Annotated in this window: 19 protein-coding genes; 3 read left to right on the top strand and 16 right to left on the bottom strand. The window is 43.2% G+C overall.

The genetic code is table 11. From position 1 onward, the window contains the following. Nucleotides 1–365: 365 nt before the first annotated feature. From alaS to pncC, 4 genes are all read right to left on the bottom strand, one after another. Nucleotides 366–2,960 (bottom strand): alanine--tRNA ligase, encoded by a 2,595-nt coding sequence (gene alaS / locus L3V25_RS07190; RefSeq protein WP_237294738.1) that lies wholly within the window; start codon nucleotides 2,958–2,960, stop codon nucleotides 366–368. A gap of 140 nt (nucleotides 2,961–3,100) precedes the next feature. Next, on the bottom strand, nucleotides 3,101–3,565 hold the full coding sequence (gene recX, locus L3V25_RS07185; protein ID WP_237294737.1) for a recombination regulator RecX: 465 nt from the start codon (nucleotides 3,563–3,565) through the stop codon (nucleotides 3,101–3,103). Between the two features lie 107 nt (nucleotides 3,566–3,672). After that, nucleotides 3,673–4,719, bottom strand: a complete 1,047-nt coding sequence (gene recA, locus L3V25_RS07180) for a recombinase RecA (protein WP_237294736.1) — start codon at nucleotides 4,717–4,719, stop codon at nucleotides 3,673–3,675. A gap of 123 nt (nucleotides 4,720–4,842) precedes the next feature. Further along, entirely contained in the window at nucleotides 4,843–5,340 is a 498-nt protein-coding gene (gene pncC, locus L3V25_RS07175; RefSeq protein WP_237294735.1) for a nicotinamide-nucleotide amidase, read from the bottom strand. Nucleotides 5,341–5,511: 171 nt separating this feature from the next. Here pncC and L3V25_RS07170 point away from each other — a divergent pair, with 171 nt between their 5' ends. The 3 genes from L3V25_RS07170 to mutS all read left to right on the top strand — a co-directional run bounded on the left by L3V25_RS07170 (nucleotide 5,512) and on the right by mutS (nucleotide 11,435). Next, a complete protein-coding gene (locus L3V25_RS07170; RefSeq protein WP_237294734.1) occupies nucleotides 5,512–6,447 on the top strand; it encodes a TAXI family TRAP transporter solute-binding subunit in 936 nt (311 codons plus the stop codon). A 92-nt stretch (nucleotides 6,448–6,539) separates the two neighbouring features. Beyond that, nucleotides 6,540–8,429: a TRAP transporter fused permease subunit gene (locus L3V25_RS07165; RefSeq protein WP_237294733.1), complete on the top strand. Its 1,890-nt coding sequence runs from the start codon at nucleotides 6,540–6,542 to the stop codon at nucleotides 8,427–8,429. A 444-nt stretch (nucleotides 8,430–8,873) separates the two neighbouring features. Beyond that, the gene (gene mutS / locus L3V25_RS07160; RefSeq protein ID WP_237294983.1) at nucleotides 8,874–11,435 is read left to right on the top strand and encodes a DNA mismatch repair protein MutS; all 2,562 of its coding nucleotides are present in this window, start codon (nucleotides 8,874–8,876) and stop codon (nucleotides 11,433–11,435) included. Between the two features lie 199 nt (nucleotides 11,436–11,634). Here the strand turns inward: mutS and rpoS are convergent, their stop codons facing one another. The 12 genes from rpoS to relA all read right to left on the bottom strand — a co-directional run bounded on the left by rpoS (nucleotide 11,635) and on the right by relA (nucleotide 24,264). After that, complete coding sequence (rpoS, locus tag L3V25_RS07155; protein ID WP_237294732.1) at nucleotides 11,635–12,606, bottom strand: RNA polymerase sigma factor RpoS; 972 nt, start codon at nucleotides 12,604–12,606, stop codon at nucleotides 11,635–11,637. Between the two features lie 87 nt (nucleotides 12,607–12,693). Further along, nucleotides 12,694–13,473, bottom strand: coding sequence for a peptidoglycan DD-metalloendopeptidase family protein (locus L3V25_RS07150; RefSeq protein ID WP_237294982.1), 780 nt, complete (start codon nucleotides 13,471–13,473; stop codon nucleotides 12,694–12,696). A gap of 43 nt (nucleotides 13,474–13,516) precedes the next feature. Continuing rightward, the gene (locus L3V25_RS07145; protein ID WP_237294731.1) at nucleotides 13,517–14,143 is read right to left on the bottom strand and encodes a protein-L-isoaspartate(D-aspartate) O-methyltransferase; all 627 of its coding nucleotides are present in this window, start codon (nucleotides 14,141–14,143) and stop codon (nucleotides 13,517–13,519) included. A 15-nt stretch (nucleotides 14,144–14,158) separates the two neighbouring features. After that, complete coding sequence (gene surE, locus L3V25_RS07140; RefSeq protein WP_027697638.1) at nucleotides 14,159–14,902, bottom strand: 5'/3'-nucleotidase SurE; 744 nt, start codon at nucleotides 14,900–14,902, stop codon at nucleotides 14,159–14,161. A 24-nt stretch (nucleotides 14,903–14,926) separates the two neighbouring features. Then, nucleotides 14,927–15,982 carry a tRNA pseudouridine(13) synthase TruD gene (gene truD / locus L3V25_RS07135; protein ID WP_237294730.1) on the bottom strand — a complete coding sequence of 352 codons (1,056 nt, stop codon included), beginning with the start codon at nucleotides 15,980–15,982 and terminating at the stop codon, nucleotides 14,927–14,929. 28 nt (nucleotides 15,983–16,010) lie between these two features. Then, nucleotides 16,011–16,487 carry a 2-C-methyl-D-erythritol 2,4-cyclodiphosphate synthase gene (ispF, locus tag L3V25_RS07130; RefSeq protein WP_144229829.1) on the bottom strand — a complete coding sequence of 159 codons (477 nt, stop codon included), beginning with the start codon at nucleotides 16,485–16,487 and terminating at the stop codon, nucleotides 16,011–16,013. 15 nt (nucleotides 16,488–16,502) lie between these two features. Further along, nucleotides 16,503–17,219, bottom strand: a complete 717-nt coding sequence (gene ispD, locus L3V25_RS07125; protein WP_237294729.1) for a 2-C-methyl-D-erythritol 4-phosphate cytidylyltransferase — start codon at nucleotides 17,217–17,219, stop codon at nucleotides 16,503–16,505. A gap of 2 nt (nucleotides 17,220–17,221) precedes the next feature. Next, entirely contained in the window at nucleotides 17,222–17,533 is a 312-nt protein-coding gene (gene ftsB, locus L3V25_RS07120; protein ID WP_027697642.1) for a cell division protein FtsB, read from the bottom strand. A gap of 280 nt (nucleotides 17,534–17,813) precedes the next feature. Next, nucleotides 17,814–19,112, bottom strand: coding sequence for a phosphopyruvate hydratase (gene eno, locus L3V25_RS07115; RefSeq protein WP_237294728.1), 1,299 nt, complete (start codon nucleotides 19,110–19,112; stop codon nucleotides 17,814–17,816). A 148-nt stretch (nucleotides 19,113–19,260) separates the two neighbouring features. Next, nucleotides 19,261–20,898, bottom strand: coding sequence for a CTP synthase (locus L3V25_RS07110; protein WP_237294727.1), 1,638 nt, complete (start codon nucleotides 20,896–20,898; stop codon nucleotides 19,261–19,263). Between the two features lie 214 nt (nucleotides 20,899–21,112). Continuing rightward, entirely contained in the window at nucleotides 21,113–21,913 is an 801-nt protein-coding gene (gene mazG / locus L3V25_RS07105) for a nucleoside triphosphate pyrophosphohydrolase (protein ID WP_237294726.1), read from the bottom strand. A gap of 134 nt (nucleotides 21,914–22,047) precedes the next feature. Next, nucleotides 22,048–24,264, bottom strand: a complete 2,217-nt coding sequence (relA, locus tag L3V25_RS07100) for a GTP diphosphokinase (RefSeq protein ID WP_237294725.1) — start codon at nucleotides 24,262–24,264, stop codon at nucleotides 22,048–22,050. Nucleotides 24,265–24,386 lie beyond the last annotated feature (122 nt).

Below are 24,386 nucleotides of genomic sequence, written 5' to 3'. Positions count from 1 at the left end.
GGTAAATAAACTTCATGGGAAAACATGTTTTTTAAAGTAATTTGATGCCAATGGTTGTCAAATGCTTCACTCTAGCAAGTTAAGTATAAGTAAAACCTATGTTGACGATCATTCCATTTACACAATCAATTAAAATTAAGGGCTTAGCGACCACTAAATCGCAATTTTATGATCCAACCGAAATTTTAATTTAGTATAAGCTGACTGAACAGTTTAAGCCACAGTCGTTACGTTTCTGTTTATTTCGATCATGTTATACCTTTCTTATTGAAAAGGTTTATCAAGATTGTCGCATATTTTGTCATCAAACAATAAAAAAGGCGACGTATTACCGTCGCCTTATATTTATAACTTATTTTTGTCGATTAAAGCTTTTCAGTGATCCAAGCTTCAGCAGCGCTCATCGCACCAGGTAGTGCAGCAGCATCTGTACCGCCCGCTTGTGCCATATCAGGACGGCCACCACCTTTACCACCAACTTGTTGAGCAACAAAGTTAACTAATTCACCCGCTTTAACTTGGCCGGTTAAATCTTTCGTCACACCTGCAATTAAACCAACTTTATCATCAGCCACATTACCTAATAAGATAATACCGCTGCCAATTTGGTTTTTAAGCTCATCGACCATGCCACGTAGTGCTTTGTTATCAGCACCATCTAGTTGGCTGATCAATACCTTAATACCTGCAATTTCTTTGACTTGGCTAATTAAGCTTGCGCCCGCTTGTGAAGCTAACTTGTCTTTAAGCTGTTGAATTTCTTTTTCTAACTGCTTCGCTTTAGCTTGGCTTTCAGAAATCTTCTGCTCATATTGACCATTTTGCACTTCAATTGCATCCAGTGCCGCTTCGCCAGTTACCGCTTCGATACGACGAATACCCGCAGCAATACCACTTTCTGATGTGATTTTGAATAAACCAATATCACCAGTATTTGAAGCGTGGATACCACCACAAAGTTCAGTTGAGAAGTCGCCCATTGATAATACGCGCACTTCATCATCGTACTTCTCACCAAACAAGGCCATTGCGCCTTTTTGTTTAGCAGATTCGATATCCATAACATTGGTTTCAACAGCATGGTTACGACGTACTTGTTGATTCACTAGACGCTCTACTTCACGCAATTCTGCCGCGGTTACCGCTTCAAGATGTGAGAAGTCAAAACGTAGGTTTTCAGCTCGTACTAAAGAACCTTTTTGCGTCACGTGCTCACCCAGTACTTTACGTAGTGCTGCGTGCAACAAGTGAGTTGCTGAGTGGTTTAAAGTGATAGCACTGCGGCGCTCTGCATCAACTTGAGCAGTAGTCTTATCCGATTTCGCCATCACACCTTCAAGCAATTTACCGTGATGCGCGATTGCATTACCCAATTTTTGAGTATCTTGTACTTCAAATAAACCTGAATCGGTTTTTAGCGTACCTGCATCACCACATTGGCCACCTGATTCTGCGTAGAAAGGTGTCTCAGCCAAAATAATGATCGCTTCAGTACCTGCGCTGATACTATCAACCGCTTCGCCTTCAACGAAAATTTCACTAATTGAGCTTTCACCTGTTACGCCGGTATAACCACAGAAGTCAGTGTCTGCATCCGTTTTAATTGCTTTGTTGTAATCAGTACCAAATTGACCCGCTTCACGAGCACGTTGACGCTGAGCTTCCATCGCTTTTTCAAAGCCATCTTCATCAATCGCTACATTACATTCACGTGCTACATCATTGGTTAAATCTGCTGGGAAACCGTAAGTATCGTAGAGTTTAAATACCGTTTCACCATCAAGCACTTTCTCACCTTGCAGTGAGTCCATTGCATCAATCGCTTCATTTAAGATTGCCATGCCGCGATCAAGAGTACGGGCAAAGTTTTCTTCTTCGATACGCAATACTTTTTCAACCACAGGCTGCTGTTTTTTCAGCTCATCACCAGCGGTTCCCATGACTTCTGCCAACTGGCCTACTAGTTTGTAGAAGAAAGTACCTTGAGCGCCAAGCTTGTTACCGTGACGTACTGCACGACGGATAATACGGCGAAGAACGTAACCACGCCCTTCATTTGACGGCATAACACCATCAACAATTAAGAATGAGCATGAACGAATATGATCCGCCACTACGCGTAGTGATTGATTATCTAAATCTTCAGTACCGATCACTTCTGCTGCCGCTTTGATTAGCGTTTGGAATACGTCGATTTCATAGTTCGAGTGCACGCCCTGCATGATGGCAGAGATACGCTCGATGCCCATACCAGTATCAACAGAAGGCTTCGGAAGCGGTTCCATTGTACCGTCAGCATGGCGGTTAAATTGCATGAATACGTTGTTCCAGATCTCGATAAAACGGTCACCATCTTCTTCTGGTGTACCCGGGCGTCCGCCCCAAATATGTTCACCGTGATCATAGAAAATTTCGGTACAAGGACCACAAGGACCCGTGTCACCCATTTGCCAGAAGTTATCTGACTCGTAAGCTTTACCGCCCTTCTTATCACCAATACGTACGATACGATCCGCAGGAATACCAACGTCTTTATTCCAAATTTCAAACGCTTCATCATCGGTTTCGTAAACAGTAACCAATAACTTTTCTTTCGGAAGTTGCAGTACTTCGGTTAAGAATTCCCACGCATAAGCAATCGCATCATGCTTGAAGTAGTCACCAAAACTGAAGTTACCTAGCATTTCAAAAAAGGTGTGGTGACGCGCAGTAAAACCAACATTTTCTAAATCGTTATGCTTACCACCAGCACGCACACAGCGTTGAGCTGTAGTCGCACGGGTATAGTTGCGTTTTTCAGCACCTAGAAAACAATCTTTAAATTGGTTCATCCCTGCATTGGTAAATAGCAAGGTTGGATCATTAGCAGGAACTAATGAAGAACTATCAACAATTTGGTGTCCTTTGCTTTCAAAGAACGATAGGAACGCGCGGCGTACCTCATCTGTGCTCATGTACATGCAATTCTTCCGGAAATATTCGAGATATAATTGTTGGCCATTGTAATGGATGACGACTCGTTAGTAAAACAAGTTGCTGTAGGGGCTTATTGATTATTTGAGAGTATTGGGTGGGTTTAAGCGGTTAGATACAAAAGCGATTAATCTTCATCCTCAAAACTCGATAAAGCATATTGTATTTGGTCAAAATCAAAGCCGCGATATTGCAAAAAACGGATCTGTTTCGCATAAGCTTTTTGGTCAACGGCTTTTTGGCCTTTAAACTTTTTTTGCGCGGTTTCTTTTGCCAATTCAAACCAATCTTGCGGCTCTTCATCAAACGCTTGCTCAATAATATAATCGGCAACTTGCTTCATTGATAACTCTTGTTGAATTCGACGTTTACCGTGACCTTTGTAAACATGCTGCCTGACTTGGCTTTTTGCGTAACGCAGGTCATCCATCCAGCCATTAGAGATGCAATACTCTAGTGCTTGATTAATTTCTTGCTCTTCAAACTCTTTTAAAGTTAGCTTTTGCTTTAATTCAAACTCTCCATGATCTCGTCGACTAAGCAATTGCACGGCGACTTCTCGAGCTGAAAGTTTCATCTTTTTTCGGTACATGGAAAACCATCTAAATTAAGAACTAGGATCTTTGTGGCAAAGATATATAGCAAAAAGCCCTACGCAATGGCAGGGCTCAATTTATATCTATCGGTTAAATCGGTAAATTAAAACTCATCACCAGATTCTACTTCAGCAGCTTCTACCGCATCAGTTTCTTCAACCACTGGTGCTAATAGCATTTCACGAAGCTTAGTATCGATTTCTTGTGCAATCGCTGGATGTTCACGTAAGTAGTTGCAAGAGTTTGCTTTACCTTGGCCAATCTTGTCGCCTTGGTAGCTGTACCATGCGCCTGCTTTCTCAACCAGTTTGTTCTTCACACCTAGGTCGATTAGCTCACCTTCACGGTTAAAACCTTTACCATAAAGAATTTGCGTTTCAGCTTGTTTAAACGGTGCCGCAATCTTGTTCTTAACAACTTTAATACGCGTTTCGTTACCGACTACTTCGTCACCATCTTTGATAGCACCAGTACGGCGAATATCAAGACGAACAGAAGCGTAGAATTTCAGTGCGTTACCACCAGTTGTGGTTTCTGGTGAACCAAACATCACACCAATCTTCATACGGATTTGGTTGATGAAGATACACATACAATTAGATTGTTTTAGGTTACCTGTAAGCTTACGCATTGCTTGAGAAAGCATACGTGCTTGAAGACCCATGTGGCTATCGCCCATTTCGCCTTCAATTTCCGCTTTCGGTGTTAAAGCTGCAACCGAATCGACAACTAATACATCAATCGCACCAGAACGTGCTAACGCATCACAGATTTCAAGCGCTTGCTCACCAGTGTCTGGCTGAGAAACTAGTAGCTCATCAATGTTTACGCCTAATTTTTTCGCGTAAATTGGGTCTAGTGCGTGCTCTGCATCTACGAATGCACAGGTTTTGCCTGAACGTTGCGCCGCTGCAATTAATTCTAATGTTAATGTTGTTTTACCTGAACTTTCAGGACCGTATACTTCTACGATACGTCCCATTGGTAAACCACCCGCACCCAATGCGATATCCAAAGCAAGAGAGCCTGTAGAAATAGTTTCTACGTCCATCGTGCGGTTGTCACCCAATTTCATAATTGAGCCTTTACCAAATTGTTTTTCGATTTGGCCAAGTGCCGCCGCTAGAGCCTTTTGTTTGTTCTCGTCCATTCTAATTCCACCTATCAGATGCGTTAAACTTGTTCTTGTAAAGATGGGTTCATTATACTGTTTGTTTGTACAGTGTCCACACCTGTATATGATTTTTTTACTTTTAAATTTTTTTCAGCCAATTTATTCCGTTTTGTCTAGCATATCTTCTAAGTGCTCTAATGCATGCCAACAAGCTTGTAGCCTCACTTCTTCACGATTACCACTAAAATTCATGGTTTCGATTTCGAGATCACCTTGTGAATTTGCCCAGCCAAAACAAACCGTGCCAACTGGCTTTTCATCGCTACCACCAGAAGGCCCTGCGATACCACTGACTGATATGGCAAATGTCCCTCTTGAATGTTGCAAAGCGCCAAGTGCCATTTCTTTTACTGTCTGTTCACTAACCGCGCCATGCTCTAGTAACGTCGTCTCGGAAACATCCAACATTTCCATTTTAGCTTCATTACTGTAAGTGACAAATGCACGATCAAACCAAGCAGAACTTCCTGAAGCATCGGTTATTGCCGTCGCGATTCCGCCACCGGTGCATGATTCAGCGGTTACCAATACTTGCGATTGCTGCTTTAGCTTAATGCCAACTCGTTTACTAAGAATATGTAATTCCGATAAATTCATGCTCAGCTCTCTTATTTGTCATTCATTTTTGTGACGTTACTTAACTTTTCGTTGTAATTCATTGTTAGAAATCACACCTAGATAATTTAACAACTCTTTCACAATAAATTTCACTCTATACTCAATCGGTTGTTATCTAGATTTACTTTATAACGAGAAAGGGAAGTGACCATGTTAAAGAAATTTGCTAAACAAACCCTAGTCGCCGTATCACTTGCGATTTCAATCCCCGTTTTTGCAGCTAGCTATACGATAGGAACTGGTAGCCAGAGCGGTACATACTACCCACTTGGAGGCATTTTAGCCAAAATCTGGAGTGAGAATATTGATGATTTTGATATGCGTGCCGAAGTGACCGCAGCATCAGTTGAAAACACCATCAAGGTTGCGACAGGTAAACAACTGGTTGGTATTGCACAAGGTAACGTAGTTCTGCAAGCCAATGAAGGAGTAAAGCCATTCCCAAGAAAGATGGATGTCTCGGTTCTGTTTGCGCTTTATCCAAATGCGGTTCAGTTTATGGTGCCAGCTAACTCTGATATTCACTCAATTGCCGACCTTAAAGGTAAACGTATTTCTCTAGGTGCGCCAGGTTCGGGTACGCGTGTTAGTGCGGTCAATATTTTAAGTACCCTAGGCATTAATGAAAGTGACGTGAAACCTCAGTCGCTTAACTACACTGCGACAACCAATGCGCTCGCCAATGGTCAAATTGATGCCGGCGTGATCGTAGGCAGTTTAGGCGTTGGTGCGATTACCGAATTAGCCCTGACTCGCGACATTCGTATTTTGTCTTTTAGCGAAGATGATATGCAAAAGATCATTGCTGCCAATCCATCTTATCAACCACTAGAAGCACCGGCTGAAACTTATAAAAACGTCCCAGCATTTACCACGCCAGCGGTATGGAATGTTCTGGTCGTAAATAAGAATATGCCACAAGAGCAAGCTTATGAAATGACTAAAGTAGCGTTTGATAACATGAAGAAAATTCGCCAAGTGGTTGGAGTAACTAAATTCACGACACTTGAGAATATGAACAAACTATCAGGCATTGCACTACACCCTGGTGCGCAACAATACCTTGATGAACAAATGAAGAAATAACTTCTTTATCTACCTAAGCGGCAATATGACTGTTGCCGCTTTCCCTTTAAACGTTTCAATAATGAATCTGGTTTTTTCATACGGAGTTTGAAATGACACAATCCAAACCGCTTAGTCAAACCGTCACTGATGGTTTTGTCTATTTTGCTGCGGCGGTCGCTGTTGGCTTATCTGTTTTTCAAGTATGGCAAGGTCTACAACCCACTTTATCCGCCCCTATTTTTCGACCTATTCACTTAGCTTGGATCCTAACTTTAGCTTTCTTACTCTACCCATTACTTAAACCAGAAAATAAACCAATTGGGCTTTATTTATGCTCACGCCTGATTGATATTGTGTTAATTGTGGCGACTTGCTGGGCGACTTATCAAATCAGTATTTTTGACTACGATGACATCAGCTTTTTACTCGATGGATTACAACCTATCGACCAACTTGCGGGCGTGATTTTGATCGTGGCATTACTAGAAGCCACTCGCCGCACCGTAGGCTTTGTCATGGTGTTTATCGCAGGGTTATTTTTAGCCTACGCTTTCTTTGGCGACGCCCTACCATCTGGTGTTGCCAGTAAAGGTTTCTCACTTGAAGAAGTGATCCGCTTTCATATTTTCTCTACCAACGGTGTATTCGGTGCCCCACTCGCGATTGCCGCTGGGGTAGTGTTTATGTTCGTGCTATTTGGCGCATTTTTACAAGTAACTGGCGCTGGCCAATTTTTTATTGATGCCGCGTTTGCGATTGCGGGCAAGTACCGCGGCGGCCCAGCCAAGGCGAGTGTTTTAGCTTCTGCTGCACTAGGTTCGATTTCTGGTTCAGCCATTGCCAATACAGTAACAACCGGCGCTTTAACCATTCCTATGATGAAAAAGCTCGGCTATAAACCAGAACAAGCGGCAGGCATAGAGGCGGCGGCATCAACCGGAGGGCAAATCATGCCACCAGTGATGGGAGCCGGCGCTTTTGTGATGGCGCAATTTACCGGCATTCCCTACAGCGACATTTTACTGGTGTCGATTGCCCCAGCGATTCTCTACTTTGTCAGTACCCTACTTTATGTGCATTTAATGGCTTGTAAGCTAGGTCTACAGGGCATGAGCGTGACAGATAAAATCGGCGTGGTAATGAAAAATGGCTGGCATTTCTTAGTGCCGCTAATCTTCATTACTACCTTGTTATTGATGAGCTACTCGCCGGTCTTGGTTGGTATTGCAGGATGCGCGGCAATTTTAGTGGCGGCGATGTTAAGAAAACACAGCCGTATTACTTTCCCTGTATTTCTACAAGGACTAAAAGAAGGCGCGATCTCGGCAGTACCGATTTCAATTGCCTGTGCCACCGCAGGTATCGTTGTTGGCGTGGTTGGTCAAACGGGGATAGGCTTGCAATTTACTCAGTTCTTAATTGCGCTCTCTGGCGGCTACTTGTGGTCTGCATTAGGTTTGATTGCAATTGCTGCGGTGATCTTAGGCATGGGGCTTCCTGTTACAGCGGCCTATATCGTACTGTCTGTGATGGCGGTGCCTGCGCTCAATGATTTTGGTTTAGGGCTATTAACTGCGCACATGATTGTGTTCTGGTTATCTCAAACCTCTAACGTCACTCCTCCTATTGCATTAGCTGCTTTTGCGGGAGCTGGAATTGCAGGAGCTTCACCAATGAAGTCTGCTATTCAAGCATTCAAACTGGCACAAGGCTTCTTCATTATTCCAGCCATGATGGCGTTCTCCGGCTTAATTTGGCTTGATGGTGAACTGACTCACTTCTTTATTGGCGTGATCAGCACATTAGGTCTGATTTTTGCCTTTGCCGGAGGAATCGAGGGTCGCTTAGTTAAACCATTAAATGCAATAGAACGTGGCTTACTACTGATCCTTGCACTAGGGATCTTATTTACAGACGATATTTATCGCTTAGTTTGCATTGCTATTGTCGCGGTGATTATTCTGCTTAATGCTAAGCGAGCAGAACCCGCATTAACTTAAATGAACGATTAAATCGTAAATATAAAACTTAACCCCGTATTAAAAATGGCCCACTTCACTTGAACTGGGCCATTTTCATTGCTTTCTACTGGTATGAAAAATATCATGTCGGGCTATATACCCAAGTGACTTCAAGATGCAGAATTCAGAGCTATCATCCAGACCTTTAGGCAAGGAAGATTGGCGAAGGAATGTAAGCACCTTTCAAACCAATCTGACGCGGCATAAAGGTTTGGATGAAGCTCCCGAAGGGCAAGTTAAAACAAGCTTTATGCTGCGTTAAATTGAACAGATATAGAATAACTATGATCATGTTCAATTTGCCTTGCCTAAAGCTTGTTTTATTCTTGCTGAAACTCGCATCTTGAAGTTACTTGGGTATATTAATAATTTTCAACACAACCTCGGGTGGTAAGCGTGGCCAAATCAGAAACTCATACTCCAATGATGCAGCAGTACTTGCGTTTAAAGGCAGAAAATCCAGATATTTTGCTGTTTTACCGTATGGGTGATTTCTATGAATTATTCTACGATGACGCCAAACGCGCTTCGCAATTATTGGATATTTCTTTAACTAAGCGTGGCGCTTCTGCTGGCGAACCGATTCCGATGGCTGGTGTTCCTTTTCACGCTGTCGAAGGCTACCTAGCCAAATTAGTTCAACTTGGTGAATCAGTGGCCATTTGTGAACAAGTTGGCGATCCTGCCACCAGCAAAGGCCCAGTTGAGCGTAAAGTAGTCCGCATTGTCACGCCGGGAACGGTGACCGATGAAGCGCTACTACCTGAGCGTATTGATAACCTAGTTGCCGCCATTTACCAGCAAGATGAAAAATTTGGCTATGCCACGTTAGATATGACATCTGGCCGCTTTCAATTGTGCGAGCCCGAAACCCTAGAAGCGATGCAAGCCGAGCTGCAACGAACCTCGCCGAAAGAGTTGTTATACCCAGAAGATTTACAAGCGATGTCTTTGCTTGAAAAATCAAAAGGTCAACGTCGCCGCCCGATTTGGGAATTTGAACTCAATACCGCGAAGCAACAACTTAATATGCAATTTGGCACCAAAGACCTAGTTGGTTTTGGGGTTGAAAATGCCAAGCTTGGTTTATGCGCTGCTGGATGTTTGATTCAGTATGTTAAAGATACTCAGCGTACCGCTTTACCACATATTCGTTCTTTAACGTTTGATCGCCAAGATGACTCAGTGATCTTAGATGCAGCCACTCGCCGTAACTTAGAAATTACCCACAATTTAGCCGGCGGCACTGATAATACTCTAGCGGAAGTACTCGATAAAACTGCCACGCCAATGGGTAGCCGCATGTTCAAACGTTGGTTACATCAGCCAATGCGTAATAACGACATGCTTAACCAACGCCTTGACGCTATTACTGAAATTAAAGACAACGCCTACTTTACCGAACTGCACCCTAGTCTAAAAAGCATTGGCGATATTGAACGTATTTTAGCGCGTTTAGCTCTACGTTCAGCTCGTCCACGTGACTTAGCTCGCTTACGTAATGCCATGCAACAATTGCCTGAATTAAGCAGTATTACCCAAAGCTTCCAGCACCATCATCTACAAAAACTGGCTAAAGCTTGCTTACCGGTGGATGAGATTTGTTCACTACTTGAACGTGCTATTAAAGAAAATCCGCCTGTGGTGATCCGCGATGGCGGTGTATTGGCGGAAGGGTATCATGCGGAATTGGATGAACTGCGTAACTTAGCCGATGGTGCGACCGAATACCTCGACAAGATGGAAGCAGAAGAACGCGAACGTCACGGTATCGATAGCTTAAAAGTTGGCTATAACAATGTGCATGGCTTTTTCATCCAAGTCAGTCGTGGGCAAAGTCACTTAGTACCGCCTCATTATGTTCGTCGCCAGACTTTAAAAAATGCTGAACGTTACATTATCCCTGAATTAAAAGAGCATGAAGACAAAGTGCTTAATTCAAAATCAAAGGCGCTAGCGTTAGAGAAACGTTTGTGGGAAGAACTCTTTGATTTATTAATGCCACATCTAGAACGTTTGCAAGAATTGGCAGCCTCTTTATCTCAATTAGACGTATTACAAAATCTCGCGGAACGTGCTGATTCGCTCAACTACTGCCGCCCAACACTGACCGATAATGCTGAGCTACATATTGATGCCGGTCGCCACCCGGTGGTTGAGCAAGTGCTAGATGTGCCATTTATTGCCAACCCAGTAGAGCTAAATGCTAAGCGCCAAATGTTGATCATTACCGGTCCAAACATGGGCGGTAAATCAACTTATATGCGTCAAACGGCATTGATTGCTTTATTGGCGCACATTGGCAGCTATGTGCCAGCGGAAGCGGCGACCATAGGTTCGATAGATCGCATCTTTACTCGAATTGGCGCGCAAGATGATCTGGCATCTGGTCGCTCAACCTTCATGGTAGAAATGACTGAAACCGCCAATATCTTACATAACGCTACTAAAAACAGCTTAGTTTTGATGGATGAAATTGGTCGCGGGACCAGTACTTATGATGGTCTGTCATTAGCGTGGGCCAGTGCCGATTGGTTAGCCACTAAAATTAACGCCATGACCTTATTTGCCACGCACTACTTTGAATTAACAGAGCTACCAAACCAAATCGCTCACCTAGCAAATGTGCATTTAGATGCGATTGAACACGGTGATAGCATTGCCTTTATGCACGCGGTTCAAGAAGGTGCTGCGAGTAAATCTTATGGGCTTGCGGTAGCCAGTTTAGCTGGCGTGCCAAAATCAGTGATTAAACAAGCTAAGGCTAAACTGCAACAATTAGAAGCGCTTGGTCACCAAAAAGCAGAACAAGGTAATTCAGCTCAGACGGCACTAAACATGCAAACTCAAACCGTTGAGCAGCAGCTAAGTTTGATTCCTGAAATCAGTGAAGTGGAACAAGCATTAACACAGATTAATCCAGATGATATGAGCCCAAGGGAAGCATTGGATGCCTTATACCGTCTTAAAAACTTAATGTCCTAGAAACTAGTAAAAAACGGGATCTCGTTTCTCGTGGCTCGGAAAAGAAAACGCTTTATCGAGAAACGAGCAGCGCAGCGGCCGAGATACGAGCCACGAACATGCTCCTTCTAGAAACTAGAAACTAAATTAACTCAAAAAATAAAAGGGAAGCCACCGTGGCTTCCCTTTATTTTATCTGCTCATCTTATAAATAAATGAATTATTCATACTCAGCATCGAATAATGATTCCATGCTCAAACCTTGCTTCATTAAAATCTCTCTTAAACGACGTAGGCCTTCCACTTGGATCTGACGAACACGTTCACGAGTTAAGTTAATCTCACGGCCAACCTCTTCCAAAGTTGATGGCTCATAGCCTAAAAGACCGAAGCGGCGTGCCAAGACTTCTTTTTGTTTCGGATTAAGCTCATCTAACCAATCAATCAACGACGACTTAATATCGTTATCTTGGGTCGAGACTTCAGGGTCTGAGTTGTTAATATCAGGAATGATATCCAACAGCGCTTTATCGCCATCGCCACCAATAGGAGTATCAACTGAGCTTACACGCTCATTCAAACGCAGCATTTTGCTGACATCTTCCACAGGCTTATCAAGTTGGAAAGCAATTTCTTCTGCGGTTGGTTCATGGTCTAGCTTTTGTGCTAACTCACGAGCCGTACGCAAATAGATATTCAGCTCTTTCACAACATGGATAGGCAATCTAATGGTGCGTGTTTGATTCATTAAAGCGCGTTCGATGGTCTGACGAATCCACCAAGTTGCATACGTAGAAAAACGGAAACCACGTTCTGGGTCGAATTTTTCTACCGCACGGATCAGACCTAAATTACCTTCTTCAATCAGGTCAAGTAGTGCTAAACCACGGCTGTTATAACGGCGAGAAATCTTAACGACTAGACGTAAGTTACTTTCGATCATACGCTTGCGTGCTGCTGCATCACCGCGAAGTGCTCGACGAGCATAAAGTACTTCTTCTTCAGCCGTTAAGAGTGGAGAAAAACCGATTTCACTTAGATAAAGCTGAGTCGCATCAAGGCTTTTGGCCGAAACTTCATACTCTTCTTTGGCTTCTGCTTTTTGTGAAACCGCTTCGGCTGCAAGAGCCTCAACATCAAATTCAGAATCATCGATGTCGTTTATTTTGGTTACTGCATTGCTGATACTCATAAGCGCCTCCCCTTGGCGAATAAAGTTTTAGCAAGACATAACAACTTAATATGTCATTATTGTAAGTCTCGTCATTCCCAAATAGGTCTACTCCAAGTAGTTTTCTGGATTGACTGACTTACCTTTGTATCGAATTTCGAAGTGTAGGCGAACACTATTGGTGCCCGTACTTCCCATCGATGCAATTTTCTGGCCAGTTTTTACAGACTGACCTTCTGTTATCAATAAACTATCGTTATGAGCATAAGCGCTGAGATACTCATCATTATGTTTAATAATAATCAGGTTCCCATAACCTCGAAGTGCATTGCCAGCATACACCACAACACCTGCTGCGGTTGATACTACGTCCTGTCCTCGTTGCCCTGCGATATCTATCCCTTTGTTACCTTGGTCACCGACTGAGAACTTGCTAATGACTCGTCCTCTTGTTGGCCACACCCAGCGTTCTACCTTGTCATTACTCGATGTCGATTGTGTGACAGGTTTATTATTATTTTGTGTTGCTTGAGGTTCAACATACTCCTTTGACTGTGATTGCACAACTGGGGAAGTGTTCTGTTTTTGTGCCACTTTAGTCGTAGAAGTTGAGGCTACTTGGCTATCTCCAGCGCCAGTACCATCAAATGCTGGCGGGATATAAACCGGACGCCATAAGTTTAATTTTTGACCTGGGTGAATGGTATAAGGGGGCTTTAGGTGGTTGAAGCTAATGATGTCATTAACATTTTTATCGGCGAGATAAGAAATTAAGTAAACCGAATCACCTTTTTCAACGACGTAGTAACTACCCTTATAGCTACCACGATCATTTTTAGCTGGGTTCAATGAACACGCTGCTAAAAAAGTGAGAAAAAACAAAGCAATTAGTGTATTTCTTATCGACAACAACCTGAGTACCTTTCGTTTATTAGGCTAAATCGCCCGCGATTAGAGGGACAAAACGAACGACTTCTACCAAAGTAGAAATACACTCCCCTGCTTTCTTTTCTATTTTTATCAATTCTTGATGTTCATCACCTATTGGCACCACCAAAACGCCGCCATCAGCTAATTGGTCAACTAACGCTTGCGGCAGATGAGAAGCCGCCGCCGTGACAATAATCGCATCAAATGGACCTTTCGATGGCCAACCTTGCCAGCCGTCACCATGCTTAGTTGAGACATTGTAAATATCTAAATGTTTCAAACGACGCTTGGCATCCCACTGTAAGGACTTAATGCGTTCTATTGAATAAACATGATCAACCATTTTTGACAGTACCGCGGTTTGATAACCCGATCCCGTGCCAACTTCTAGTACTCGACTATTGGGTTTTAAATTCAATAGTTCGGTCATTTTTGCCACGATATAAGGCTGAGAGATAGTCTGACCGGCCCCGATAGGCAGCGCATTATTATCATAGGCTTGATGACGCATTGCTTCAGATAAGAAGTACTCGCGGGGCAAGCTTCTCATTACCTCTAGAAGTTGAGGATCTTGAATGCCTTTGTGCTGCAAAATAGAGACGAGTTGATCTGCTTTGATATTCTTCATTATTGCCTGTGATGTTTATTTTGGGCTAACCCAGTGTTTCATTTTTTCTATCGCTTCATGTGCCGTAAGATCAACGCGTAATGGCGTAATCGACACCTCGCCTTTTTCTATGGCATAGAAATCGGTACCTTCACCCGCATCCGCTTCTTTTCCCGGAGGACCAAGCCAATAGATATCAGCACCGCGCGGATCTTTTTGTTTAATCATATCTTCCGCATGATGACGAGCACCAAGTCGAGTGACTCGAGTCGCCCCAAGCTGATCGAGTGCTAAATCCGGTACATTAACGCTGATCAAATGATTAGCCGGAACCGGGTTCTTCACATGCTGTAAAACCAGATCTTTAGCAATTTGTGCCGCAGTATCAAAATGGGTTTTCCCCACCAGCGAAATAGCTATCGATTGAACACCAAGAAAATGCCCTTCCATTGCCGCCGCAACCGTACCGGAATACAACACGTCATCACCTAGGTTTGCACCATGATTGATCCCTGAAACCACTAAATCGGGCATATCCGACTTTAATAATTCATTTAAAGCAAAGTGGACACAATCGGTCGGAGTCCCTTGCACAGAATATACATTCGGGCGAACTTGTGTCACGCGAAGTGGTGTTTCTAATGTTAATGAATTTGAAGCACCAGATCGATTACGATCCGGTGCCACAATGATGATCTCAGCGATCTCTGACAATACTTCGGCTAACGTATTGATCCCCTGAGCATTCACACCATCATCGTTACTTAATAATATTTTCATTGTTCTTCCTTGTTGAACCTGATGCTAGTCTGCGTAAACGCGCTCTACTTCAACCGCATCAGCCACTTCTCTTAAAATCGAGGTAGCAAAGCATCCTGCTGGTAGAGAAAATGACACTACAACATCGCTGCCATCAACTTGCCAATTCATGTTATCGGCTTTTAATCCCACTACACGGCGATCATGGCGCATACGGTTACCACGGATAAGCTTCATTAAATCTTCTTCGGCATCTAGAAATTGATTTTCAAGTTGTTGTGCTAAGCTCTGAGTTGGAAGCGCGTTATCCCCCGCCAATGCTGAAGTTAAAAATACGCTGCCTTGTTCAAGTTGAGATTGTAATGATTCTAGCGTATCCGCTTCTACGGTCAGTAATTCGCCTTGAGAGTTTTGAACTAAATCGCCTTCAACCAGTTGGTTAAACAAGCCATTTTCAATTCGATGAGACAAAATATGATTGAAGATCCAAGAACGTGCGGTCGATAGATACATGCTGCGTTTATTTTGATTGCGAGTGCGCACATTATCACGCCCCCAACGACGAGCTTCCGCCAAATTATTACCATCACGACCAAAACGTTGTGAACCGTAGTAGTTTGGCACGCCACTTTGTTTGATCTTTTCTAGACGCTCAATCACATCGTTAACATCCGTCACATCAACCAGACGAATCACGAATTGATTACCAATCAGATCACCCGGGCGCAGTTTTTTATTATGACGAGCGGTCTCAAGCACTTTAATACTTGGGTACTGTTGCTCCAAAGCTTTAGCATCAAAACTCATATCCGGCTTTGGTAGGTGAACGCTTAACCATTGCTCAGTCACGGCATGGCGATCTTTTAAACCTGCCCAACCGACATTTTTCGATGGCACGCCACACAATCTCGCGATTTCATTGGCAACGAAGGTCGTGTTTTCACCTTGCTTACGAATTCTCACCATCAAGTGTTCGCCGTCACCAGAAAATTCAAAACCAAGATCTTCAATGACTTGAAAATCCTCCGCTTGAGATTTCAGTTTGGCTTGAGCAACAGGTTTACCCAGTAAGTATGCAAATGGCGCTAGAATATCAGTCATGAATTAAGATCTTTTTTATTTATAAAATTTATTGGCGAACGATTAATGCAACCGCTTCACATGCAATGCCTTCTTTACGACCGGTAAAACCCAGTTTTTCGGTAGTGGTCGCTTTGACATTAATATTATCAATATCGGTTTCTAAATCAGCGGCGATGGCTTCGCGCATACTTTGAATAAATGGCAGCATTTTCGGTGCTTGAGCAATAATAGTGACATCTGCATTGCCCAATACATAACCTTTCTGCTTAACAAAGCGATACACTTCGCGTAGTAAAGCTCGGCTATCTGCGCCTTTCCATTTATCGTCGGTATCTGGAAAATGCTTACCGATATCTCCAGCCGCAATCGCACCTAGTAAAGCATCAGTTAATGCATGCAGCGCAACATCGCCATCAGAGTGAGCAATTAAACCTTGTTCATAAGGAATGGCGACACCACCAATAATAACTGGGCCTTCGCCACCAAATTTATGCACGTCAAAACCATGACCGATTCGAATCATTACATTACCTATTATTTATTTACGCTGAGATAGGAAAAATTCCGCTAGGGCCAAATCTTCAGGCTGGGTGACTTTAAGGTTATCGGAGCGACCTTGAACCAGTAAAGGTGGGTAGCCTGACAGCTCCATCGCGGAGGCTTCATCAGTAATAACCTTTTGATTAATTAATCCATCGACTAAAGCTGATTTTAGTTCAATAAGCGGAAAAAGCTGCGGCGTTAATGCGTGCCATAATTGACTACGATCGACAGTTTGCTCAATGGTATTCAAGCCATTTTGAACACAAGAACGTTTCATCGTGTCACGTACTGGCGCAGCTAAAATGCCACCGCGGTGCGCTTGTTGGCATTGATTAATTAATTTGTTGATATCGCCATGGGTTAGACAAGGACGCGCAGCATCATGCACCATTACCCATGAATATTGGTCGGCATGATTTTGAGATAGATATTCCAACCCTGAAAGAACGGAATCAACACGCTCTTGCCCACCAGCGACTCGGATAACATTGTCAGCTTTGGCTAAGGCAAGCTCTGAGAAATATTCATCGCCGTCGCTCACCGCAATCACTACCAATTCAATTTGCGGATGTGATAATAAGTTTTCGACCGTGTGCTCAAGAATGGTTTTATCGTGCAGAGATAAATACTGCTTAGGATGGTTAGCCTGCATACGTTTACCAACCCCGGCGGCTGGCACCACGACAGCAAACTGCTGTGGAAAGTCAGTCATGATTAATTATCATCAGAGTTGAATGTGGTATTGGCTTCTGAGTCATCACCAATAATTCGATAAAAAGTTTCACCGTTTTTGATCATGCCCAATTCATGGCGAGCACGCTCTTCAATCGCATCGAGCCCTTGGCGTAAATCATCAATTTCGGCAAACATCAGGTGATTGCGCTTTTTCAAACTATTATTCACCTCTTGCTGCACTGCAATATCAGAATGAACCGCTTGGTAATCAAGAACGCCGTTCTTACCAAAAAATAAGTCATATTGCAGGGTAGCCAAGATGGCAATCAGTACTAAAGTAAATATCCGCATCATCTACTCGCTATAAAATTCTTGCGCTAATGATACCTCATTCGAAGAATTGAAGCATAATAATACAGGTGAAAAGTTGGAAAGAAGATGAGAGCCGTAGTTCGTATCTCGGGCGCTACGCTGCTCGTTTCTCGAAAAAGCCAAAGCGATACCTTCGAGCCACGAGAAGTGAAACGGCCGAGTACCGAGTAACGTTTCTGTCTTTTCCATTTCCGTAAACAAAAAAATCCCCGCCGAAGCGAGGATTTCAAAGTATCAATCAAACTAATTCAATGATGAATTATTGACCTTTAACTTCTTTAAGACCGTTGAAAGGAGCTTTAGAACCTAGAGCTTCTTCGATACGGATAAGTTGGTTGTACTTAGCAACACGGTCAGAACGGCTCATAGAACCAGTTTTGATTTGGCCTGCAGCAGTACCTACCGCTAGGTCAGCGATAGTTGCATCTTCAGTTTCGCCAGAACGGTGAGAGATTACAGCTGTGTAACCTGCATCTTTAGCCATCTTGATTGCAGCTAGAGTCTCAGTTAGAGAACCGATTTGGTTGAATTTGATAAGGATAGAGTTAGCAACACCCATTTCGATACCTTTAGCAAGGATCTTAGTGTTAGTTACGAACAGGTCATCACCTACTAGTTGAAGTTTGTCACCTAGTAGTTCAGTTTGGTGCTTGAAGCCATCCCAATCTGATTCGTCAAGACCGTCTTCGATAGAAACGATTGGGTACTGGTTAGCTAGGTCAGCTAGGTAGTGGTTGAACTCTTCAGAAGTGAAGATTTTACCTTCGCCTTTCATGTTGTAGTTGCCAGCTTCTTTGTCGTAGAACTCAGATGCAGCACAGTCCATCGCTAGAGTTACGTCTTTACCAAGAACGTAGCCAGCTTGCTCAACGGCTTCTTTGATTGCAGCTAGTGCAGCAGCGTTTGATTCTAGGTTAGGAGCGAAACCACCTTCATCACCAACTGCAGTGCTTAGGCCTTTAGCTTTAAGTACTTTAGCTAGGTTGTGGAATACTTCTGCGCCGATGCGTAGAGCTTCTTTGATTGTTTTCGCGCCAACTGGTTGAATCATGAATTCTTGGATATCAACGTTGTTATCAGCGTGCTCACCACCGTTGATGATGTTCATCATTGGTAGAGGCATAGAGAATACGCCTGGAGTGCCGTTTAGTTCAGCGATGTGCTCGAACAAAGGCATACCTTTAGCAGCTGCAGCAGCTTTTGCGTTTGCTAGAGAAACAGCAAGGATTGCGTTAGCACCGAAGTTAGATTTGTTTTCTGTGCCGTCTAAATCGATCATTACTTGGTCGATTGCAGCTTGGTCTTTAGCGTCTTTACCAACTAGAGCAGTAGCGATTGCGCCGTTTACTGCTTCGATAGCTTTAAGAACACCTTTACCTAGGAAACGTGATTTGTCGCCGTCACGTAATTCAAGAGCTTCACGAGAACCAGTTGATGCGCCAGATGGTGCAGCAGCCATACCTACAAAGCCACCTTCTAGGTGTACTTCAGCTTCTACTGTTGGGTTACCACGTGAATCGATGATTTCGCGACCTAGAACTTTAACGATCTTAGACATTGATGTTTCCTCTCGTTCAATTTAAATATAAATGTCAATTTAATGGGTAGTCGCACAACTAAAGCCACTACCCGTATCCCTTTTACATCTTACTTTCAAATTATTTCTAATCAGAACTGTTGCTAATTAGATTAGTTGCCAAAGGCAATTATTCAAATTCACCGCGTTGGTTTTGACCAGCCGCTTTTACAAAACCTGCAAATAATGGGTGACCATCACGAGGCGTTGATGTGAATTCTGGGTGGAACTGAGCTGCCACAAACCAAGGGTGGTTCGGGTTTTCAATCACTTCCACTAATTTCTTATCCGCAGATAAACCAGACACTTTCAGACCTGCTTTCTCAATTTGAGGACGCAAGTTGTTGTTCACTTCGTAACGGTGACGGTGACGCTCATGAATTTGAGCATTGCCGTACAACTCGTACGCTTTCGTGCCTTTTTCTAGGTGACAAAGCTGAGAACCTAGACGCATAGTGCCGCCTAAATCTGATGCTTCAGTACGTTCTTCAACGTTACCTTCTTTGTCTACCCATTCAGTGATTAAACCAACCACTGGGAATTTCGTTTCTTTGTTAAACTCAGTTGAGTGTGCACCTTCCATACCCGCAACATTACGCGCATATTCAATCAGTGCCACTTGCATACCTAGGCAAATACCTAAGTAAGGAACTTTGTTTTCACGAGCATATTGAGCCGCAAGGATTTTACCTTCAACACCACGGTCACCAAAGCCACCTGGTACTAGAATCGCATCGATGCCTTCAAGTAGCTCAACACCTTTAGATTCAAGATCTTGAGAATCAATATACTTAATGTTAACGCTTAGGCGATTTTTCAAACCTGCGTGTTTTAATGCTTCGTTAACTGATTTGTATGCATCTGGTAATTCAGTGTATTTACCAACCATACCGATAGTCACTTCACCGGTTGGGTTTGCTTCTTCGTAAATCACTTGTTCCCACTCGGTCAGGTCAGCTTCAGGAGCGCTGATACCAAAACGAGTACACACTAGGTCATCTAAGCCTTGCGCACGAATCAGTTGTGGGATCTTATAGATAGAATCCACATCTTTCATTGAGATCACGGCTTTTTCTTGCACATTACAGAATAGTGCAATTTTCTTACGTTCGTTAGCCGGAATGATACGATCACTACGACAAACTAAAATATCTGGTTGAATACCAATAGAAAGTAATTCTTTTACCGAGTGCTGAGTTGGCTTAGTTTTCACTTCACCTGCCGCAGCAAGGTAAGGAACTAGAGTTAAGTGCATGAATAATGCATTCTCACGACCTACTTCAACCGCTAGCTGACGAATGGCTTCCATAAATGGTAGAGATTCGATATCACCTACCGTACCACCAATTTCAACGATCGCGATATCGTGACCTTCAGAGCCAGCAATGATGCGGTCTTTGATTGAATTTGTGATATGAGGAATAACCTGAATGGTTGCACCTAGGTAGTCACCACGACGCTCTTTACGTAGAACATCTTCGTAAACACGACCCGCCGTAAAGTTATTACGCTTGCTCATCTTGGTACGAATAAAACGTTCGTAGTGACCAAGATCGAGATCGGTTTCAGCGCCATCTTCAGTAACGAATACTTCACCATGCTGAATCGGGCTCATTGTGCCTGGATCCACGTTGATGTATGGGTCTAGTTTCATCATGGTCACTTTAAGACCACGAGCTTCTAAAATCGCTGCAAGTGATGCTGCTGCAATACCTTTACCTAGAGAGGATACGACCCCACCAGTAACAAAAATGTAATTTGTCGTCATGCTTAACCTGAAGTTGGTTGAATGAGGGAAATGGATTTCTTCTGGACGGGATGAAAATATACCAGAACCCCTTTTCCGCTACAACGTGAAATCTATCACACTCGATTAATTTATTTCTTGCTTCAAATCAATTTAGCTATCTCAGCAAGGAAAGCCACGTGTTACAGATAAACAATATCTATATAAAACAATCAATAAGCATCAAAAGTATTCGCTATATTCTTTTTTCTGCCAATTTTACATTTTCCCACTGAATATCAAGCTCTTGCAAAGAACAATCTGTCAATGCTTTACCTTGCCCAGAGATGATGGACTCTACTCCGCGAAAACGACGCTCGAATTTATGATTTGCTTTCGCCAAAGCCACTTCAGGATCTTTGCCTAAATGCCTAACTAAATTGACCGTCGCAAACATCAAATCGCCCAGTTCTTCTTCAATACGCTGCTCATTTTTATCAACCTGTAAGGCTTCTTCCATGACTTCATCAATTTCTTCATGAACCTTGTCTACGACTGGGCCTAATGTGCCCCAATCAAAGCCGTATTTAGCGCACTTTTTCTGTAACTTATTGGCTCGTGATAACGCTGGTAATGCTTTTGGTATAGAGTCTAGAATACTTTCTTCTACTTTGCCTTGCTGTAATTTCTCGTTTTGCTTTTCTTGTTCCCAACGCGCATTCAGCTCATCTTCTGTCTCAATATTTTCATCAGCAAACACATGAGGATGGCGACGTATGAGCTTCTCGTTTACCCCTTTCACCACATCATCAAAATCAAATAGTTGCTGCTCGCTGGCCATCTGGCTATAAAAAATCACTTGAAACAGCAAGTCACCTAACTCTTCTTGTAGGTTTTTCCAATCTTGGTTGTGAATTGCATCCACCACTTCATACGTTTCTTCTATGGTATGAGGCACAATCGAATCAAAAGTTTGTTTTTTATCCCAAGGACAACCATTTTCAGGATCGCGTAACTGCTGCATGATGGATTTAAGTTGTTCAATTGGTAATGTCATAACTTTCTCTTTTTATATTCTTTTAAATAACCTCAATAGAGATTAAATAGATACTGAATTCAGATAACAAAACACCGCTTATATACTCTAGTAAATTGGGCATATAAGCGGTGTTGATATTGGCACTGATTCGGTTATTTCAGACGTTTCACTCTTAATACATCTTTGAGCTGTTCAATCCTAGCGATAATCCGCGATAAGATTTCGACATTCTGCACTTCTAAATTAAAGTCCATGATCGCTATCTGACGTTTGTAATCAGTACGGCCATTCATACTACTGACTTTCAGCTTTTCATTGGCAAACAGTGCGGTGATATCTTTGAGTAGTCCACCGCGCTCTAGAGCTTCAATGCGAATGGTCAGAATGTACAGACCAGTAAAGCCACTTCCCCACACGGTTTCAATGATGCGCTCTGGTGCATGATGTCTTAGTTCTTCAAGCTGTTCACAGTCGGTACGGTGCACTGAAATGCCTCGACCTTGAGTGATATAACCACAAATGTGATCACCTGGGATCGGCTGACAACAGCGAGCCAAGTGGTTCATAAGGTTATCAACCCCTTGCACCACAACTGCATCTTTACGAGGACGACTTTGCTGAGATACTTGTGATTCTTGCAGTTTGGCCAGTGCTTGCTGATCTTCCTCTTCAGCGGTTGGCTTGTTCACCAAGGCATTTATGTGATTGACGACTTGGTTAATACGTAAATCGCCGCTACCTATTCCAGCATATAGCTCATCAGGGGAATTTACGTTAAAACGTTTTAACGCGTACTGCTGGGCATCTTTTAACGTTGCGCCAATTTTTTGCAGTTCCGCTTCAAGAATATCTTTACCCGCTTCTAGGTTTTTCTCGCGGCTTTGCTTTCTAAACCAAGCGTTAATTTTGGCGCGAGCACGGCCTGAATGAACAAATCCTAAATTAGGGTTGAGCCAATCACGAGATGGGTTCGGTTCTTTTTGAGTAATGATTTCAACTTGATCGCCCATCGCCAGTTTATGAGTAAACGGGACAATACGTCCGCCTACTTTCGCACCGATACAACGGTGACCGACTTCAGAGTGAATATGGTAGGCAAAATCCAATGGCGTGGCACCCATAGGTAGATCTACCACATCGCCGCGTGGCGTAAAGGCATACACGCGATCATCAAATACTTGACTGCGTAGTTCATCCAGCATTTCGCCAGAATCCGCCATCTCTTCTTGCCAATCGATCAGCTTACGTAGCCAGGTGATCTTTTCATCGTAACCACTACGGCCAGCCGAGCTGCCTTCTTTGTATTTCCAGTGCGCAGCAACCCCAAGCTCCGAATCTTCATGCATTTGCTTGGTACGAATTTGGATCTCAATGGTTTTGCCTTCGGGGCCAAGCACCACGGTATGAATCGATTGGTAACCATTGGGCTTTGGGTTAGCAACATAGTCATCAAACTCACTAGGTAGGTGCTTATATTTGGTATGCACCATGCCTAGAGCGGCGTAACAATCTTGCAATTGGTCTGCGATGATCCTTACCGCTCGCACGTCGAACAATTCATCAAATGCGAGATTCTTTTTCTGCATTTTGCGCCAAATACTGTAGATGTGTTTGGGCCTGCCACTCACCTCAGCATTAATATTGGCGGCATTCATGTCTTTAGATAAGTTGGTCACGAAGTCATGAATATATTGCTCTCTGACGATTCGACGCTCAGACAGCTGTTTGGCAATTTTTTTATAGATGTCAGATTGCTGATAACGGAAAGCGTAATCTTCAATTTCCCACTTAAGTTGACCGATACCTAAACGGTTGGCTAATGGGGCATAAATATTGGCACACTCTTTTGCCGCCGCCTGACGAATTTCATCTGGCTCATTTTTCACTTCACGTAAATTACAAATACGCTCAGCAAGTTTGATGACTACGCAGCGAAAATCATCGACCATCGCCAATAGCATGCGACGTACGTTATCCACTTGCTCTGAGGCTTCTGAATCATCAAGACTGACATTTAACTGACCAATCGCGGCCATTTCTTCCACGCCATCAATCAGTTTTACGATTTCTTTGCCATACTTTTCAACTAAGGCTTCACGCTCAAATAATCCAGCGGTGACGATCGGAAAAAGCTGCGCGGCCAATAAAGTCGGTCGGTCCATCGACAAGGTGATCAAAATTTCAATCATCTCGCGACCACGCCATAGCAGCAATGAACGCTCAGGATGATCTTTTAGTAAGCTTTCACACGCTTGATAGACCTGGGTCAATTTATTGCTGGTCTTGCCGTCTTGATGCAGACTTGCAATCCAAGATTCCAGTTCAAACTCTTCGTTCTTATTCAAATGCGCGCTTCTGACTGCGACCATTACACTATCCTGTTTATCTAATCTTTAAAGGTGATGCTGATGCATATCCGACAAATAGAGGCTTTCTTCGTTCAATCATAAAGCCCCTTTTCCTTACTTATAAAAAATAGCTATTAAACATA

The organism is Vibrio sp. CK2-1 (assembly GCF_021726515.1).
GTDB lineage: Bacteria > Pseudomonadota > Gammaproteobacteria > Enterobacterales > Vibrionaceae > Vibrio.
This window is presented reverse-complemented; position numbering and strand designations above follow the sequence as displayed.

Bases quoted from the DNA above. Each gene is read 5' to 3' on its own strand.
- rpoS (WP_237294732.1), bottom strand. From the start codon at position 12,606: ATGAGTATCAGCAATGCAGTAACCAAAATAAACGACATCGATGATTCT.
- mutS (WP_237294983.1), top strand. From the start codon at position 8,874: ATGATGCAGCAGTACTTGCGTTTAAAGGCAGAAAATCCAGATATTTTG.
- L3V25_RS07110 (WP_237294727.1), bottom strand. From the start codon at position 20,898: ATGACGACAAATTACATTTTTGTTACTGGTGGGGTCGTATCCTCTCTA.
- eno (WP_237294728.1), bottom strand. From the start codon at position 19,112: ATGTCTAAGATCGTTAAAGTTCTAGGTCGCGAAATCATCGATTCACGT.
- relA (WP_237294725.1), bottom strand. From the start codon at position 24,264: ATGGTCGCAGTCAGAAGCGCGCATTTGAATAAGAACGAAGAGTTTGAA.
- L3V25_RS07165 (WP_237294733.1), top strand. From the start codon at position 6,540: ATGACACAATCCAAACCGCTTAGTCAAACCGTCACTGATGGTTTTGTC.
- L3V25_RS07170 (WP_237294734.1), top strand. From the start codon at position 5,512: ATGTTAAAGAAATTTGCTAAACAAACCCTAGTCGCCGTATCACTTGCG.
- surE (WP_027697638.1), bottom strand. From the start codon at position 14,902: ATGAAAATATTATTAAGTAACGATGATGGTGTGAATGCTCAGGGGATC.
- L3V25_RS07145 (WP_237294731.1), bottom strand. From the start codon at position 14,143: ATGAAGAATATCAAAGCAGATCAACTCGTCTCTATTTTGCAGCACAAA.
- alaS (WP_237294738.1), bottom strand. From the start codon at position 2,960: ATGTACATGAGCACAGATGAGGTACGCCGCGCGTTCCTATCGTTCTTT.
- mazG (WP_237294726.1), bottom strand. From the start codon at position 21,913: ATGACATTACCAATTGAACAACTTAAATCCATCATGCAGCAGTTACGC.
- ftsB (WP_027697642.1), bottom strand. From the start codon at position 17,533: ATGCGGATATTTACTTTAGTACTGATTGCCATCTTGGCTACCCTGCAA.
- truD (WP_237294730.1), bottom strand. From the start codon at position 15,982: ATGACTGATATTCTAGCGCCATTTGCATACTTACTGGGTAAACCTGTT.
- ispF (WP_144229829.1), bottom strand. From the start codon at position 16,487: ATGATTCGAATCGGTCATGGTTTTGACGTGCATAAATTTGGTGGCGAA.
- pncC (WP_237294735.1), bottom strand. From the start codon at position 5,340: ATGAATTTATCGGAATTACATATTCTTAGTAAACGAGTTGGCATTAAG.
- ispD (WP_237294729.1), bottom strand. From the start codon at position 17,219: ATGACTGACTTTCCACAGCAGTTTGCTGTCGTGGTGCCAGCCGCCGGG.
- recX (WP_237294737.1), bottom strand. From the start codon at position 3,565: ATGTACCGAAAAAAGATGAAACTTTCAGCTCGAGAAGTCGCCGTGCAA.
- recA (WP_237294736.1), bottom strand. From the start codon at position 4,719: ATGGACGAGAACAAACAAAAGGCTCTAGCGGCGGCACTTGGCCAAATC.